We start from the raw sequence: 15,476 nt of genomic DNA on the forward strand, positions 1-15,476 counted from the left end.
CGCCGGAAATGCGATCGTTTCGCGCAAGTGAGCCGCGAGCGCAAGCTCAAGAGGTCACCTCCATCGGTTCCCCGCCGACGGTGACCTGCACGATCTCAGGCGGCATCCCGATCCGCACGGGCATCAGGCTGCAGCCGAGACCACCGGAGACGATCACGTCGCACTGCGTGCGGATGTGGCCATAAGCAAGGTCGACTCCGTTGCGGGCCGGCACGGCGGGCGACCAGCCGAGCACGCGCACCTGGCCACCATGCGTATGACCGGACAGTTGCAGCGAGACCCGCGACGGGACACGCAATGCGACGTCAGGCTCATGCGCCAGCAAGATGACCGGCGCACCGTCCGTGACCTTGCGTAGCGTGCCAGCAAGATCATCAATGCCGATCCGCGGCACCGGGCGAAACCGCCGCGCGGCCATGTAGGCGAGTTGATCGCCGAGGCCGGCCAGCCAGAAGGCATGGCCATCCTTGGTGAGTCGGACGACCTCGTTCTCGTAGACCGGAATGCCGGCGGCCTCGAGCGCTCTCTGGGCGTATGGCTTGCCATGCCCGTCGCGCTGGACGGTCTTGTCGTCCCAGTAGTCGTGATTGCCAAGAATGGCGTGGACGCCGAGCGGCGCCTTGAGGCCGCCGAGCACCGGAGCCCACGCCGCGGCGTCGATCCGGCCGAGATGATGCCGATGACCGGCCACGTAGTCGCCGAGCAGGACGATCAGGTCCGGCTTCAGCGCATTGGTTCGCTGGACGATGCCGTCGATATGCATCAGCGACATCCAGGGATCGCAGGCGTGGATGTCCGCGATCGCCGCGATCTTCAGCTTGAAGCCGGCCGGCCAGTTGCGCGGGCGAACGTGGTAGTCGGTCACGCCGAGGCGGAGCGGCTCGATACCGACTCCGTAGGTCGCGGTGGAAAAACCGGTGGCGGCGAAAGCGCCCGAGAATTTCAGAAAGCGGCGGCGTGACAGCATGGACGAACTCCTCGCACGCAATCCTTTTCCTCGTTCATTGCAACCGATTTCGGGTGCGTCTGTGCAGATTGTCAGCAGATTCGTTAATCATCGTCGTCATTCCCGAACAGGCCGATCTGGCTGGGATCGCGGTTCGCGGGCTCGGCCATGCCGAGATGCTTGAAGGCATGCGAGGTCAGCAGCCGGCCGCGCGGGGTGCGCTGCAGATAGCCGCATTGAATGAGGTAAGGTTCGATGATGTCCTCGATGGCGTCGCGCGGCTCGGAGAGCGCCGCCGCCATGGTCTCGACGCCGACCGGCCCGCCGCCGTAGTTCAGCGCGATGGTCGAAAGATAGCGCCGGTCCATCGCGTCGAGCCCGGCGGCGTCCACCTCCAGCGCGCTCAGCGCGTGATCGGCAATGGCGCGATCGATCGCGCTGGCATTGGCGGCCGAGGCGAAGTCGCGCACGCGCCGCAGCAGTCTTCCGGCGATGCGCGGGGTGCCGCGGGCGCGGCGGGCGATCTCGTTGGCGCCATCAGGCGTCATGCCGACGCCGAGCACGCGGGCGCCGCGGGTGACGATGCCTTCCAGTTCTTCCACCGTGTAGAAGTTCAGCCGAATCGGAATGCCGAAACGGTCGCGCAGCGGATTGGTGAGCAAGCCCGCGCGCGTCGTCGCGCCCACCAGCGTGAACTTCGAAAGATCGATCTTCACCGACCGCGCCGCCGGGCCCTCGCCGATGATGAGATCGAGCTGGAAGTCCTCCATCGCCGGATAGAGCACCTCCTCGACCGCCGGGCTGAGGCGATGGATCTCGTCGATGAACAACACGTCGCGCTCTTCGAGATTGGTGAGCAGCGCGGCGAGATCACCGGCCTTGGCAATCACGGGGCCGGATGTCGCGCGAAATCCGACGCCGAGCTCGCGCGCCACGATCTGCGCCAACGTCGTCTTGCCGAGCCCGGGCGGGCCGACGAACAGCACGTGGTCGAGCGCCTCGCCGCGCTTGCGCGCCGCTTCGATGAAGATCGACAGATTGGCGCGCGCCTGCTGCTGGCCGACGAACTCCGACAGCTGCTGCGGCCGCAGCGCGGTGTCGCCGACATCGTCGGAGCGCCGCTCCGGGCTCACCATGCGCGCAGGCGGCTTCATTCGTTGCCGCGCCGGTATTTGTTCGGCAGCAGCTCGCCGATGGTCACCGTCGCAGGCCCCTTGCCGTTGGACGGCACGATGACGCGCGCCTTGGCGTCGTAGTCATGGATCAGCTCGCGGCAGGTGCCGCAGGGCGAGACCACGGCGACCTCGCCAGGCTCGCCGGGCTTGGGATGACGCACCGCGACGATGGTCTCGATGCCATGGTCGCCGAACTCGGTGATGGCGCGGCCGATGGCGATGGCTTCGGCGCAGACGGCGTTGCGGCCGAGATAGGCGTCGATGTTGACGCCGGTGATGATACGGCCGTCGCGGGTGCGCATCGCCGCGCCGACCTCCTGCCAATCGTTGCGGTAGCGGCTCTTTACCGCCGACTTCGCCGCCTCGATCAGCTCCTTGTCCTTCTTGCTCACCATGGTCGAGATGATTGTCCTTCTGCGCGCCCGTCACAGCGGCGCGCGGCTATTTCGCCAGCTCCTTGAGGCCGAGGCGGATGAGTTGCGCGGTCTCGGCCTTGTCGCCGGCGGCACGCGAGGCTGCGGCGATCGCGGCGGCGGCCTGCGGCTGGCCATAGCCGAGATTGATGAGCGCGGAGATCGCATCCGCGATCGGCTGCGGCGCGCGGGACTCCTCGATCGCGCCGGACAGCCTGACCACGCCGGGATCGACATCGGCGAACGCCGGCGCCTTGTCCTTCAGCTCGGTCACGATGCGCTCGGCGACCTTCGGGCCAACGCCCGGCGTGCGCGCCACCGCGGCCTTGTCGCGCAGCGCGATCGCGTTGGCGAGATCGGCGGGCGGCAAAGTGCCGAGGACGGCAAGAGCGACCTTGGCGCCGACGCCCTGCACGGTCTGCAAAAGACGAAACCATTCCCGTTCGACATCCGAGCGAAAACCGAACAGCTTGATCTGGTCCTCGCGCACATAGGTCTCGATCGATAATGTGGCGGCTTCGCCGGGGGACGGCAAGGCCTGCAACGTGCGCGCCGAGCAGTGCACCTGATAGCCGACGCCGCCGACGTCGAGGATCACGAAATCCTCGGCATAGGAGTCGATCAGGCCCTTGAGCTTGCCTATCATAGGCCGGCTACCCTCATGCGCAGCGTCTGGCCCTGGCGGTGGTGAGCGTGGGTGATGGCGATCGCCAGCGCGTCCGCCGCGTCGGCCGAGCGCGGCTCGGCCTTGGGCAGGAGGATCTTCAGCATGACCGCGATCTGGCCCTTGTCGGCATGCCCTGCTCCCACCACGGTCTTCTTGACCTGGTTGGGGGCGTATTCAGCCACCGAGATTCCGAACATCGCCGGCGCCAGCATCGCGATGCCGCGGGCCTGGCCCAATTTCAGTGTGGCGACGCCGTCCTTGTTGACGAAGGTCTGCTCGACGGCAGCCTCCAGCGGCTGGAAGTCGTTCAGGACCTTGGCGAGCCCCTCGTGGATCGCCAGCAGCCGGTTCGCCAGCGGCAGGTCGTCGGGCGGCTCGACCGAGCCGCAGCCGACATAAATCAGCCGGTTGCCCTCGCTCTCGATCACGCCCCAGCCGGTGCGGCGGAGGCCGGGATCGATCCCGATGATGCGGATGGCTGCGCGAATCGGCTGGGCTTTCATGGGTTAGAGATAGCCTCGCGCCGCCCTGGTGGAAACATAAACGGAACGGCCGGAGCGTCGTGGTTAACCGTCCGTCAACCGCCCATCTTCGCCATCAGCGCGTCGGAAATCTCGAAATTGGCATAGACGTTCTGGACGTCGTCGTGCTCGTTCAAGAGGTCCATCAGCTTCACCAGCTTCTCGCCGGTCTCGTCGTCGACCGCCACCGTGTTCTGCGGCTTCCAGGTCAGCGCCGCCTTGCGCGGCTCGCCGAACTTGGCCTCGAGGTTCTTGGCGACCTCGTGGAAACTGTCCGGCGAGGCATAGACCTCGTGGCCGCCTTCGCCCGAGATGACGTCGTCGGCGCCGGCCTCGATCGCGGCGTCCAGCACGGCGTCGTCGGAGGCGACGCTGCGCTCGAACTCGATGATGCCGACGCGGTCGAACATGAACGAGACCGAGCCGGTTTCGCCGAGATTGCCGCCGGATTTGGTGAAGAAGGAGCGGATGTCGGAGGCGGCGCGGTTGCGGTTGTCGGTCAGCGCTTCGACGATCACGGCGACGCCGCCCGGGCCGTAGCCCTCGTAGCGGATCTCGGCGTAGTTCTCGCCCTCGCCGCCGAGCGCCTTCTTGATGGCGCGCTCGATGTTGTCCTTCGGCATGTTCTCGGCGCGGGCGGCGACCACGGCGGCACGCAGCCGCGGGTTCATCGCCGGGTCCGGCGTGCCCAGCTTGGCGGCGACGGTGATTTCGCGCGCCAGCTTGCCGAACAGCTTGGACTTCATCGCATCCTGCCGACCCTTGCGATGCATGATGTTCTTGAATTGGGAATGGCCGGCCATGCGAGATCTCTTGCAATCGTCTGGAGGTCAGTGGGAAAGCGCGGCCTTATAGGCCGGGGAATCGTCAAAATCAAAGATTTGGGGTGGTTTCAAGGGGGGTGAGCGGTCCCCCGGGGGATCCCTGCGCCACCTTGCCCCATAAGCCAATTGTTAACCATGGCTTCACTGTCAAGTGCAAGGATACCGCGCATCCGCACCTTTTCACGCGCGACCAGGGGTCCACCCCAATGGCGTTTGCTTTCCTTGCAAGACGTGCCCCTGCCCCCGTGCAGGTGGTCGAGCCGAAACCGGTCGCCGCGCCCGAGCCGGCGGCAGCGCCGGACGATTCGGCCAAGGCCATTCTCGACCTCCTGGAACTCGAGCTCGGTGGCATGATCCGCCAGCTTGAGCGCGCCGCCAATGCGGTCGCCAGCGGCGCCGAGGCGACCGCGGGCACGCTGACCGACATCCGCCAGCGCGCCGACGCGCTGAGCGGGCGCAGCAGCGCCGCGCAGGGCACGGCCACGACCTTCGCCCAGGCCGCCGAGAAGGTGACCCAATCCGCCCATGGCATCCGCGCCCAGGTCCAGGACGCCGGCCAGCTCGCCGACCAGGCCAGCGCCGCCGCCCGCGAGGCGCGCGACAACGTCGACCGGCTGCGCGAATCCTCGGCCGCGATCGGCAATGTCGTCAATCTGATCTCGCAGATTGCCCGCCAGACCACGCTTCTTGCGCTCAACTCGACGATCGAGGCCGCCCGGGCCGGCGAGGCCGGCCGCGGCTTCGCGGTGGTCGCGACCGAGGTCAAGGCGCTGGCGGTGCAGACCCAGAACGCCACCGAGGAGATCACCCGCAAGATCGAGGCGCTGCAGAGGGACGCGGCCGGCTCCGCCGATGCGGTGCATCGCATTGCGCAGGCGATCGAGGCAATCCGGCCGGTCTTCACCAATGTCAACGGCGCGGTGGCCGAGCAGAACCAGACCACCGGCGAGATGTCGCAGAATGCCGCGCAGGCCTCGCAATTCATCTCCTCTGTCGTCGACAGCGCGGCCGATATCGGCAGCGCGACGAAACAGGCCGAGAGTTACGGCGAGCGCGTCACCAGCGCCGGCCGCGCGGTGACCATGTACGCCCAGAAGCTGAAGGCGCGCTGCGCCGTGCTGCTGCGCCAGGGCGACCGCACCGCGCGCAGCGGCAGCGAGCGCCTGCCCTGCCATCTCAAGCTCGAGATCAAGTCGGGCGGGCGCACGATCACCGCGCCGGTCTACGAGATCTCCAATGACGGCGTGCTGATCACCGGGCCCGAGGCGAGCCGCCTGCCCGTGAACGAACGCTTCGACGCCGTGCTGGAGGATGTCGGCCCGTGCCGGCTTGTTATCACCGAGCAGGTCAAGGCCGGCGCCCAGGCGCGGTTCGATGCGCCGGGCGCGGAGCTGCGCGAGAAGATCGAGGACAAGCTCTGGGCGCTGCACGAGGAGAACAACGAGTTCGTCGCCCGCGCCATGGAGGCCGGCACCGAGCTCAACCGCATCTTCGAGAGCGCCGTCGCGCGCGGCGAGATCACGCTCGAGGACATGTTCGACACCAACTATGTCGAAATCGCCGGCACCAATCCGCAGCAGCACCGCAGCCGCATCCTCGACTGGGCCGAGCGCGCGCTGCCCGCCTTCCAGGAGGCGTTCCTGGCCCGGGATCAGCGCATGGCGTTCTGCGTCGCGATCGACCGCAACGGCTATCTGCCGGTGCACAACAAAATCTACTCGCATCCGCAGCGGCCGGGCGATGTCGCCTTCAACACCGCCAACAGCCGCAACCGGCGCATCTTCAACGATCCCGCGGGCCTTGCGGCGGGCCGCAACCAGCGGCCCTATCTGATCCAGAGCTACGCGCGCGACATGGGCAACGGCAACACGGTCATGATGCGCGAGATCGATGTCCCCATTCGCATCCGCGGACGGCATTGGGGCGGCTTCCGCACCGCCTACAAATTGTGAGACGAGGCGAAGCATCGGTCCCACGCCTCGCTCGCACTGCCTCAGGCGCCCCAGAACGCCGGCTTGGTCTGTGACAGCCGGCCGCCGATGCGCACCGGCGCGATCCTCTCCGCCAGGCCCGTCCTGTCGTCGGTCTCGACCGCGACGCCGCTCAAGGTCGCCTCGCCCATCGCCGGCTCGAACCGTGCCGACGGGATGCCAGACTGGAAGCGGCGCAGCGGCTCGTCCTTCTGCATGCCGATGATGGAGTCATAGTCGCCGGTCATGCCGGCGTCGGTCATGTAGGCCGTGCCACCCGGCAGGATCTGGTGGTCGGCCGTGGGCACATGCGTGTGCGTCCCGACGACGAGGCTGACGCGGCCGTCGCAGAAATGGCCAAAGCCCTGCTTCTCGCTGGTGGCCTCGCAATGCACATCGACCACGATGGCATCGGCCGCCTCGCGCAGCGGACAGGCGCCGATCTCGCGCGCGATGGCCGCGAACGGATCGTCGAACGGCGTCATGAACACGCGGCCGAGCACGTTGACCACCAGCGCGCGGGCGCCGGTCTTGGCCTCGACCAGCGCGGCGCCGCGTCCGGGCGTTCCCGGCGGATAGTTCGCAGGGCGAATCAGACGTGGTGCGCGCTCGATGAACACCAGCGCCTCGCGCTGGTCCCAGGAATGATTGCCGAGCGTGACCGCGTCGGCGCCGGCGTCGAGCAACTCCTGATAGATCGCCTCGGTGATCCCGAATCCGCCGGCCGCGTTCTCGCCATTGACGATGACGAGATCGAGCCGCCAGTCGCGGATCAGGCCAGGAAGATGGTCTGTGACGGCGCTGCGGCCGGACCGGCCGACAACGTCGCCGACGAAGAGAATGCGCAACTCAAATGCTCCGGAAATCCAAGGTCTCGCGCTCGGTTAGCACATAATCCAGCGCTGCGTCGTGGGCCAGGGCCGGGACTTCCTCGGTTTCCTGCACGGCGAAGCCAAGGCCGACGCCGACGACGTGATGCGATTTCCGCAGGTGCGAGAAGGTGTAATCGTAATAGCCACCGCCATAGCCGATGCGATGACCGGTGCGGTCGAAGGCGGCGAGCGGCACCAGCATGATGTCGGGCACCAACTCGGCCGCGACGGGTGACGGCTCGGGGATGCCGAGCGCGCCGAGCGTCAGCCGGTCACCCGGCGCGTAGGCACGAAACGACAGCGAATGGCCCCGCGCCAGCACCACCGGCAGCGCCAGCCGCGCGCCCTGCCCGGCCAGCGCGCGCATCAGCGGCATCGGATCGAGCTCGTTGCGAATCGGCGCATAGCCCGAGACCACCGCACCCGGCTTGAGCGCGAACGGCAGGCCGCGAGCGGCGATGGCCTCCGCGGCGGCGGACCTGGCCTCCTCGCTGAGCGCGTCACGCGCGGCGAGTGCGGCGGCACGCAGCTGCTGCTTGGTATGCTGAGCGGCCTTCATCGGCATGCGACGTGACCTCCGGAGAGGCCCGCGGTCCGCGGGCGATCGAACGTTCTCAGAAACGCTGGGGATCGGCAACCGATGGGGACAGACGATGAAGGATAGACACTGGGAGAAACACAGAGAGCGAAGCCGCAATCGCCGTTGAAACGCTCGATCCCGGAGTTCCCTACGAAAGTAGGTGGGCACCATATGTCCAGGTCCACGGACCTGGCCAGGGACAGTTCCCTTAAGGATCGATAAGGCCCCGGGGATATGTTGGTTCCGGACGCGCGTCGCAGCCTCGCCGGGGCAATGTAACCATGGTGCGGTGATTTTGCCAGCTTCTGTGAAGCCACGGGACGGGATGGAGGGGCGCCAGCCGCCCTCACCGCTTGCCCGTGATGGCGAAGAGCGCCGGCCTTGCGGCGCGTCTCGAACCATGAGGCCACGACGTGGGCCTCGCCCTTCGAGACGCCCGCCTCCGGCGGGCTCCTCAGGGTGAGGGTCAAGAACGTGCGGGACGAAGGAGCATGAGACCGAATAACGCGGCTGTCCACGAACGCCTCTCTCGGCATGTTCATGATCGGTGTGCAGGACGCCGCTGGGTGCCAGACCCTCATGGTGAGGAGCGCCGTGCTCCGTAGCCCGCCTCGCGACAGGTGCCCGCGGCGGCGCGTCTCGAACCATGAGGCCCCGCTGGCGCGGGCACTGGACTGGGCGAAACCGTTCGACCTCATCATCTCCGCGTCCTCCCACGGGCACATCCCAATGACCGCTTCAGGCATGGGCTCGCACTCTCGCGGCGCTTTGCGTCCGAGTGGGTCATCGAGATCGCCCTCTTCGAATAGAGGGCGCAGGGAAGGCCGGGCGTCGGCTGACGCCCATGGCCCGCCTGCGAGAAAAAAATGCAGGCGGCAGGTACCACAGGTGCAGCCGGTTTAGCCCGGCCTCCCCTGCGCGATGGTTGAACGGCTGCTTCGCGATCTCCCTGGTGCGCCGGGCTTGTTGGCCACCATGTCGCACGACGCGCTCACGCGCATCATGCTGGACACCAGCATCGGGGTGTCAGGACCACGCGACTTGACCGGTCGTGCCTCGCCGTTCGTCCGCGCAAATCGCTTCACGCTGCGTCGACACACGCCCATCGCATCCCACTGCCAACGTCTCGTGACGGTCGCGACACGCCCCTCATGCGACAGCAGGACGAGCGAGAGCATCGACCTGATTTGCCCGACACGACAAGTGAGGCCGGCTGCGACATCGTAACGCGACGGGCAGTTGGCGCATGACCGACATGCGCAGATGGCCCGACGGGCCGTCGGGAGATGAGCTGCGTGCATTGATCGTCCATGACGGATTCCAACACTCCGCCGTCATCCCGGCGAACGCCGGATCACCGCGGAATCCATCCATAATGGCACGATGGCAGTCGTTGAGTGCAGCCAACTAATAACGGTGGATATGGGTCCCTGCGCCCACCTTGACGACAGCGTGTGCATGGCGAGGGCGGTGGCACACACGACATTCCCCAGCCCCGGGCAATCGCGCGTGATCACCCGCCAGCATCATCGCGGCGCCCACGCGGCAACGCCGCGTCGATTGCGCATAGTCTCGCCATGATTGGGGCTCATCGGTTGGCAGCGGAGGTTGTAGAAAATCATAACTACATCCAATGCCTGTTATCGTGCATTCCTGTTGCGTACACTGGAGTCCTGGCATGCGCTTCGAACTCAAAGCTCTCACGGCGGCCTGCGTGCTGCTGATCGCATCGGCGGGAGCGAGCCCCGCTGCCGACGTCAAGATTCACCGCGTCGCGATTCAGGTCGATCAGAACGATCCCGCGGTGATGAATCTGGCGCTCAACAACGCCACCAACATCATGGAGACGTTCAAGGAGAAGGGCGAGGAGGTCGAGATCGAGCTCGTCACCTACGGACCCGGCCTGAACATGCTGCGCGAAGACACGTCGCCGGTGAAAGACCGGGTCAAGCAGATCGCCGAGCTCAGCTTTCCCGCCAAGATCAGGTTCTCCGCCTGCAACATCACCAAGCGCGGCATGGAGAAGCGCGAGGGGCATCCGATCGCGATCGTCTCTGAGGCGAGCCTGGTGCCGTCCGGCGCCGTGCGATTGATGGAGCTGCAGGAGAGCGGCTGGAGCTACCTGAAACCCTAGGTAGTTGTCGCCCCAAATCCGCCAGGTTTATGTCACACAGATATACGACCTTAGATTGAAATTCTAATGCAAGTCTGCTCGCGGGGGCAGACGCGATCGGGGACTAACATCATGCGTCGAACGTTCGCTGGCCCAGCGCTGATGGCGCTGGCAATGACCTCTGCTGTCCTGTTCACCGCCCAGACCGTCGCGCTCGCGCAGGACCAGCCTGCGGCGCCACTGTCGCTGAAGCCCGCGCGCGCGCCGGACCGGCGTGCCGTCGAGCCGCGGATCATCGAGGCCCGCGCGGCCGAGCCGCGCAGCGCGTCGGACGAGGTCGCGATCAAGGCGCGGATGAATCAATGGACCGTGGGACTCGCCGCCGGCCTGCCGGACGGCGGCTTCGTCCGCTTCGCCAGCGAAATGGCGCGGACGATGGATGACGGCGACAACATGCGCCTGATCCCGATGGTGACGCGCGGGACGACGTCGAACATCGCTGACCTCCTGTATCTGCGCGGCGTCGATGTCGGCATCACCTATGCCGACGCCTTCGACTTCTATGCCAAGCAGGCCGGGCTCTCGAACATCAACGACCGCATCCGCTACGTGCTGCGCTTCTTCATCTCCGACGTGCACATCTATGCGCGCGAGGAGTTCAAGACGCTGCAGGATCTCAAGGGCCAGAAGATCGCGGTCGGCACCTCGGGGGTGGCCGCCGCGCACACCGGACCGCTGATCTTCCGGCGGCTCGGCATCGACATCGAGACCGTGCCCGTCGGCGGTCCGGTCGCGCTGGAAAAGCTGCACAAGGGCGAGATCGCCGCGATGGTGTATGTCGCCTCCAAGCCCGGCGAGCTGTTCAGCGGCAAGAAGTCCGATCCGGGATTCCACTTCGTGCCGGTGCCGTATACGCAGCAGTTCGCGGACTTCTACTATCCGACCAGTATCAAGGCGGAGACTTATCCCGGGCTGGTGGCGCCGGACACCGCGGTGGAGACCATCGCCGTCCCCTCGGTGCTGGCGGTGTACAATTGGAAGCCCGGCAGCGACCGCGCCGACCGCGTCAACCGCTTCGTCGACACGCTGTTCACCAACCTCGCGCGGCTGCAGCAGCCGCCGTTCCATCCCGGCTGGAAGGACCTCAATCTCGAGGCGCAGGTGCCGGGCTGGCAGCGCTACCCTTACGTCGACACCGTGCTGGAGCGGATGCGGAAGGAAGCCGATGTCGGCCTCACCCCGGCCGCGCCCGGCAGCCTCGCGCAGCAGGAGCGCTTCGAGGCGTTTCTGGCGTCGCAGGCGAAGGCGCCGACCTCAAAGGCCGAGAAGGAGGAGCTGTACCGCTCGTTCCTGGAATGGAGCCGCAAGCGGCAGAAGTGAGGGAGCAACCGTGACAGCGGCTCGGGCAGTCAGCTCCCTCTCCCCGTGAAGAACGGGGAGAGGGAGCTCACCGGTCGTGCCGCGCTCTGCGTCGCCCTGCAAGAAAGAGTCACAGATAGTCGCCGTGCAGAAGCGAGGTGCGGCCGTGCTCGATCAGCTCAACAGCAACGCCATCCCCGGGTCACCCTTCGCCATCGCCCGCTGATAGGCCGGGCGGGCGGCGATCCGCGACAGGTAGGCGCGGATGTTGGGATAGGGTCCGAGATCGTAGGGCAGGAAGTAGCGCATGGTGGTCAGTGAGAACACCGACATGATGTCGGCGGCCGTGAGCGCGTCGCCTGCGAGATAGTCGGCCTCGCCACAGCGGGTCTCGACGGCGGCGAAGGCGAGACCGAGCCGTGCGCGCATGGCGCCGAGCAGCGGATTGTCGTCCGGCAGGTTGAGCCGGTTGAGGATCATCACGCGCCCCATCGCGGCCTGCAACGTGCCGTTGGCGAAGTGGAACCAATAGAGATACGCCGCGAAGTTCGCATCCTCGGGCCCCGGCCGCAGCCGGCCCTGGCCGTATTTCGCGAGGATGTACTCGACCACCGCGCCGGATTCGGCGAGCACCAGCTCGCCGTCGGTGATGACGGGCGCGGCGCCGATCGGATGCAGCGCCTTGTACTCCGCCGGCGCCAGGATGGTCCTGGCGTCGCGCGTGTAGCATTTCAACTCGTAGGGAATCTCCAGCTCCTCGCAGAGCCAGACGATGCGTTCGGATTGGGACTTGCCGAGATGATGTACGGTGAGCATGGGCTACTTTACCATGGCGCCGTAGACGATGTCCTGCACCTGCTCCCGATAATATTTGCGCAGGTCGCCGGGAGCGGCCGTGCCGACCACCACAACGAGCCGCTCCTTGGGATCGCAGAAGAACTGCGTGCCGAAGGCGCCATTCCAGCTGAACTCGCCGGGATTGCCGGGCACCGCCGACAGGCCTTCGCTGGTCCGCACGGCGACGCTCAGTCCAAAGCCGAAGCCGGCGCGATGCGGCTCGATGTTGGCCACCGTGTTCTTGATCTCGGGCCCGAGATGGTTCGAGGTCATGTGGTGCACCGTCTTCGGGCTCAGGATGCGCGCGCCATCGAGCTCGCCGCCATTGAGCAGCATCTGGCCGAAGCGGATGTAGTCGCCGATGGTGGCGAACGAGCAGGCGCCGCCGCAGTCCGACTTGGTCGTGACGTCCAGAAGCCTGATCGCCTGCGGTTTGCCGGTCAGCGGATCGTTCGGGAACGGCCGCGCCAGACGCGGCCGCTGGGCGTCTGTCGGCGCGAACGTCGCGTCCTGCATGCCGAGCGGCTTCCAGACGTTGTTCGACAGATATTCGCCGAGCCGCTGCTCGCTGACCTTCTCGACGACGGCGCCGAGCACGTCGATCGAGAAGCCATATTCGAACTGCGTCCCCGGCTGATGCGCCAGCGGCAGTTTGGTCAGGCGCTCGATGAAGGCCTGGGTGTCGCCCTCGATCGCCGGCGCGATGCCGTCTGGATAGAGCCGCGCCACGGGGCTCGCGCTGTCGGGCCGGCCGCCATACATCAGGCCCGAGGTGTGGCGATAGAGATCGTGGATCAGGATCGGCCTCGCCTGCGGCACCATTTGCAGCGCGCCGTTCTCCTGCACCACGCCGACCTTCATGTCGGCGAACGCGGGATAGTAGTCGGCGAGCTTCGCCTGCAGCGGCAGCCTGCCCTGCTCCATCAGGGTGAGCCCCGCCACCGCCGCCATCGGCTTGGTCATCGACGCCAGCGCGAAGATCGCGTCCAGCGGCATCGGCGTGCCCTTGACCGGATCGAGCTGGCCATAGGCCTTGTAGTGCACCAGTCTGCCGTCACGGGCGATCGCGACGACCGCGCCGGGCACACGCTTGGCCGCGATCTCGCGGGCGAAGAAATCGTCCATGCGGGCAAGGCCGGATTGCGAAAAGCCGACCTCGTCGGGTTTGGCTTCGGGCAGCGGCGCTGCGGCGAGCGGAGCAGCGAGCGCGGTGAAGGCCGCGGCGGCCGCCGCGAGGATCAGTCTGTTCAAGAGCACCTCCCTGAGGCGGACACGATCCCGCTTGTGGTCACGGGATTCGACGATGTCCGCCTGCCTCAGGAGTAGGGCAGCACGCAGCGAACGACAAGCGCTCGCAACACAGCGCATCGCGGCGATGTAATCGCGTTCGCTGCTGCACAATCGCCGCGTGGCAAGACGAATGATTGGGGACGGGTGAGGCCCGCTGTTGCGCGAGGTCACGCATGCTGAAGGCGATCGGACGGGTCGTTCACGCGATCTGGGCTGTCTGTGCGGTGGCCACCGGAGCATTGGTGGGCGTCGCCGCTGGCCTTCACTCCGACGGCCGGATCGGCGCGGTGGTGCTGGGCCTTGTCGGCCTGGTCATCGGCGCGCTGGCCGCAGCATTTCCGTTGGAGCTGATCGCACTGATCCTGGAAGGTCTCTGATCACGTCCCCGGAACCGTTGCCCTTGCGAGAGGTTGGCCCATTCTCGTTCCGAATGAAGCGCAGCCGATGACCGCAACCGAGCTCGCCAATCACTATCGCGCCTATATCGTCTGCCTGAATGCGCAGGCCTGGCCGGCGCTTGGCGATTTCGTGCATGAGCGCGTCATCCACAATGGCCGAGAGCTCGGACTGACCGGCTATCGCGACATGCTGATCGGCAACTTCGCCGACATTCCCGATCTCCGCTTCAACATCGGCCTGCTGCTGTCCGACCCGCCGCGCATCGCGAGCCGGCTGGACTTCGACTGCACGCCGAAGGGCGAATTCCTCGGCCTGCCCGTGAACGGCCGGCGCGTCGCCTTCAGCGAGAACGTGTTCTACGAATTCCGCGATGGCAGGATCGCGCAAGTGTGGTCGGTCATCGACAAGGCAGCGATCGAGGCGCAGCTCTGACTACGATCGTCATTGCGAGCGCAGCGAAGTAATCCAGAGTCCTTGCTCGGCCCTGGATTGCTTCGCTGCGCTCGCAATGACGGAGCAAGTCGACAGAGATCGCGCAAAACCAAAATTTATTAGTTCGCCTGCCCTACCCGATCGCCACCCCACCGCCGATGGTGCGGTTGAGCACCTGCGTCGTACGCTCGATGCGCTCGGCCGCGGCGTTCAGGGCCTTCGCCACCGCGACCTGCGTGGCGCGGGCGCGGTCGGCGGACTGGCTGCGGACGTTGCGCAGGCTTTCGAGCTCCTGCTCCAATGTCTGCACGCGCTGATTGGCGTCGATCAGTTCGTCGCAGACGGTGAGCGCGGCCATCACCGTCAACCGCGCGTCGCCGATCTCGCCGAACTTGCCGCGCAGATTGGTGATGCGAGTCTCGAGACTCTCGGCGAGCTTGAGCAGCCGCAGCTCCTGGCCCTCCTCGCAGGCCATGCGGTATTGGCGGCCGTTGATGGTGACGTTGATGTGGCTCATTCGTCATCCTCGTCGTCTTCGGCGCCGTCCTGGCCGGCGCCATTGAGCACCGCGCGGATGGTGCCGATCGCGGTGTCGAGGCGCTCGGCGATCTCGCGGTTGGTGCGCTCCAGCCGGCGCGTCTTCATCAGGGAACCGTCGAGCTCGTCGGCGAGGCGCGAGCGGTCGGCGCCGAGCGCCTGGATGCGCGTCGCCAGCTCGTCCTCGTCGCGATCGGCCTCGCGACGCCGCTCGACCGCGCTCTCCAGCGCGTCGAGCGCCGTCATGAGGCGCCGCGTCGCCGCCTCCAGATCGGCAGCGCCGGGTTCCACCTGGCCGGCAAGATTGGCAGGGTGATCGTTCATGACACGGATGCGAGGCCCTTCCACCACGCCCGGATTGCGACAAAAGCCGCTGTCCGGCAAGCGCTTAGGGGGAGAATCTTACGTGCTGGGCGAGCCAAGCGCAACGCTCGGCCGAAACTATGCACTACTAAGCAACTTTTGGGACGCCCGGGACGTTGCATTGCCTTTGATTCCCGGAACTGAGGTGCTAATCAGCCGCAAAATCCCGGCCCGCCAG

Annotated in this window: 17 protein-coding genes and 1 other RNA gene; 5 read left to right on the forward strand and 13 right to left on the reverse strand. The window is 66.5% G+C overall.

Annotated features, from left to right (window positions below; all coding sequences use genetic code 11):
• Positions 1–46: 46 nt before the first annotated feature.
• The 6 genes from ACQR1L_RS01850 to ACQR1L_RS01875 form a co-directional block, all read right to left on the reverse strand.
• Positions 47–967, reverse strand: a complete 921-nt coding sequence (locus ACQR1L_RS01850) for a metallophosphoesterase (protein ID WP_434856214.1) — start codon at positions 965–967, stop codon at positions 47–49.
• Positions 968–1,050: 83 nt separating this feature from the next.
• Positions 1,051–2,100 carry a Holliday junction branch migration DNA helicase RuvB gene (ruvB, locus tag ACQR1L_RS01855; RefSeq protein WP_172109983.1) on the reverse strand — a complete coding sequence of 350 codons (1,050 nt, stop codon included), beginning with the start codon at positions 2,098–2,100 and terminating at the stop codon, positions 1,051–1,053.
• Positions 2,097–2,516, reverse strand: a complete 420-nt coding sequence (locus ACQR1L_RS01860; RefSeq protein ID WP_434856215.1) for a cytidine deaminase — start codon at positions 2,514–2,516, stop codon at positions 2,097–2,099. Before ACQR1L_RS01860 ends, ruvB begins: the two co-directional genes overlap by 4 nt.
• A 46-nt stretch (positions 2,517–2,562) precedes the next feature.
• Positions 2,563–3,180, reverse strand: a complete 618-nt coding sequence (gene ruvA, locus ACQR1L_RS01865) for a Holliday junction branch migration protein RuvA (protein WP_008961684.1) — start codon at positions 3,178–3,180, stop codon at positions 2,563–2,565.
• Entirely contained in the window at positions 3,177–3,704 is a 528-nt protein-coding gene (gene ruvC / locus ACQR1L_RS01870) for a crossover junction endodeoxyribonuclease RuvC (protein WP_434856216.1), read from the reverse strand. The genes ruvA and ruvC overlap by 4 nt, the downstream gene beginning before the upstream one ends.
• Positions 3,705–3,778: 74 nt before the next feature.
• Positions 3,779–4,525, reverse strand: coding sequence for a YebC/PmpR family DNA-binding transcriptional regulator (locus ACQR1L_RS01875; RefSeq protein WP_434856217.1), 747 nt, complete (start codon positions 4,523–4,525; stop codon positions 3,779–3,781).
• 227 nt (positions 4,526–4,752) lie between these two features.
• Between ACQR1L_RS01875 and ACQR1L_RS01880 the strand changes: the two genes are divergently transcribed.
• On the forward strand, positions 4,753–6,498 hold the full coding sequence (locus ACQR1L_RS01880; RefSeq protein WP_434856218.1) for a methyl-accepting chemotaxis protein: 1,746 nt from the start codon (positions 4,753–4,755) through the stop codon (positions 6,496–6,498).
• Positions 6,499–6,539: 41 nt separating this feature from the next.
• Here ACQR1L_RS01880 and ACQR1L_RS01885 read toward each other — a convergent pair whose 3' ends face one another.
• From ACQR1L_RS01885 to ssrS, 3 genes are all read right to left on the reverse strand, one after another.
• Positions 6,540–7,364 carry a TIGR00282 family metallophosphoesterase gene (locus ACQR1L_RS01885; RefSeq protein WP_434856219.1) on the reverse strand — a complete coding sequence of 275 codons (825 nt, stop codon included), beginning with the start codon at positions 7,362–7,364 and terminating at the stop codon, positions 6,540–6,542.
• A 1-nt stretch (position 7,365) separates the two neighbouring features.
• Positions 7,366–7,947 carry a 5-formyltetrahydrofolate cyclo-ligase gene (locus ACQR1L_RS01890; RefSeq protein ID WP_434856559.1) on the reverse strand — a complete coding sequence of 194 codons (582 nt, stop codon included), beginning with the start codon at positions 7,945–7,947 and terminating at the stop codon, positions 7,366–7,368.
• Positions 7,948–8,072: 125 nt separating this feature from the next.
• Positions 8,073–8,234, reverse strand: a non-coding RNA gene (ssrS, locus tag ACQR1L_RS01895) — 6S RNA.
• 1,412 nt (positions 8,235–9,646) lie between these two features.
• On the opposite strand from ssrS, the gene ACQR1L_RS01900 reads away from it, so the two are divergent.
• Both ACQR1L_RS01900 and ACQR1L_RS01905 read left to right on the forward strand, forming a co-directional pair.
• Positions 9,647–10,102, forward strand: coding sequence for a DsrE family protein (locus ACQR1L_RS01900; protein ID WP_434856220.1), 456 nt, complete (start codon positions 9,647–9,649; stop codon positions 10,100–10,102).
• A 111-nt stretch (positions 10,103–10,213) separates the two neighbouring features.
• Entirely contained in the window at positions 10,214–11,461 is a 1,248-nt protein-coding gene (locus ACQR1L_RS01905) for a TAXI family TRAP transporter solute-binding subunit (RefSeq protein ID WP_434856221.1), read from the forward strand.
• Between the two features lie 153 nt (positions 11,462–11,614).
• Here the strand turns inward: ACQR1L_RS01905 and ACQR1L_RS01910 are convergent, their stop codons facing one another.
• Both ACQR1L_RS01910 and ACQR1L_RS01915 read right to left on the reverse strand, forming a co-directional pair.
• Positions 11,615–12,256: a glutathione S-transferase family protein gene (locus ACQR1L_RS01910; protein WP_434856222.1), complete on the reverse strand. Its 642-nt coding sequence runs from the start codon at positions 12,254–12,256 to the stop codon at positions 11,615–11,617.
• Positions 12,257–12,259: 3 nt separating this feature from the next.
• Positions 12,260–13,534, reverse strand: a complete 1,275-nt coding sequence (locus ACQR1L_RS01915) for a serine hydrolase domain-containing protein (protein WP_434856223.1) — start codon at positions 13,532–13,534, stop codon at positions 12,260–12,262.
• Between the two features lie 206 nt (positions 13,535–13,740).
• On the opposite strand from ACQR1L_RS01915, the gene ACQR1L_RS01920 reads away from it, so the two are divergent.
• Entirely contained in the window at positions 13,741–13,944 is a 204-nt protein-coding gene (locus tag ACQR1L_RS01920) for a hypothetical protein (protein WP_434856224.1), read from the forward strand.
• A gap of 67 nt (positions 13,945–14,011) precedes the next feature.
• The gene (locus ACQR1L_RS01925; RefSeq protein ID WP_434856225.1) at positions 14,012–14,398 is read left to right on the forward strand and encodes an ester cyclase; all 387 of its coding nucleotides are present in this window, start codon (positions 14,012–14,014) and stop codon (positions 14,396–14,398) included.
• A gap of 133 nt (positions 14,399–14,531) precedes the next feature.
• Here ACQR1L_RS01925 and ACQR1L_RS01930 read toward each other — a convergent pair whose 3' ends face one another.
• Positions 14,532–14,915, reverse strand: coding sequence for a cell division protein ZapA (locus ACQR1L_RS01930; protein WP_434856226.1), 384 nt, complete (start codon positions 14,913–14,915; stop codon positions 14,532–14,534).
• Positions 14,912–15,259: a DUF4164 domain-containing protein gene (locus ACQR1L_RS01935; RefSeq protein WP_009029343.1), complete on the reverse strand. Its 348-nt coding sequence runs from the start codon at positions 15,257–15,259 to the stop codon at positions 14,912–14,914. Before ACQR1L_RS01935 ends, ACQR1L_RS01930 begins: the two co-directional genes overlap by 4 nt.
• Between the last annotated feature and the right edge of the window lie 217 nt (positions 15,260–15,476).

This window comes from Bradyrhizobium sp. HKCCYLR20261 (genome assembly GCF_051168435.1).
GTDB lineage: Bacteria > Pseudomonadota > Alphaproteobacteria > Rhizobiales > Xanthobacteraceae > Bradyrhizobium.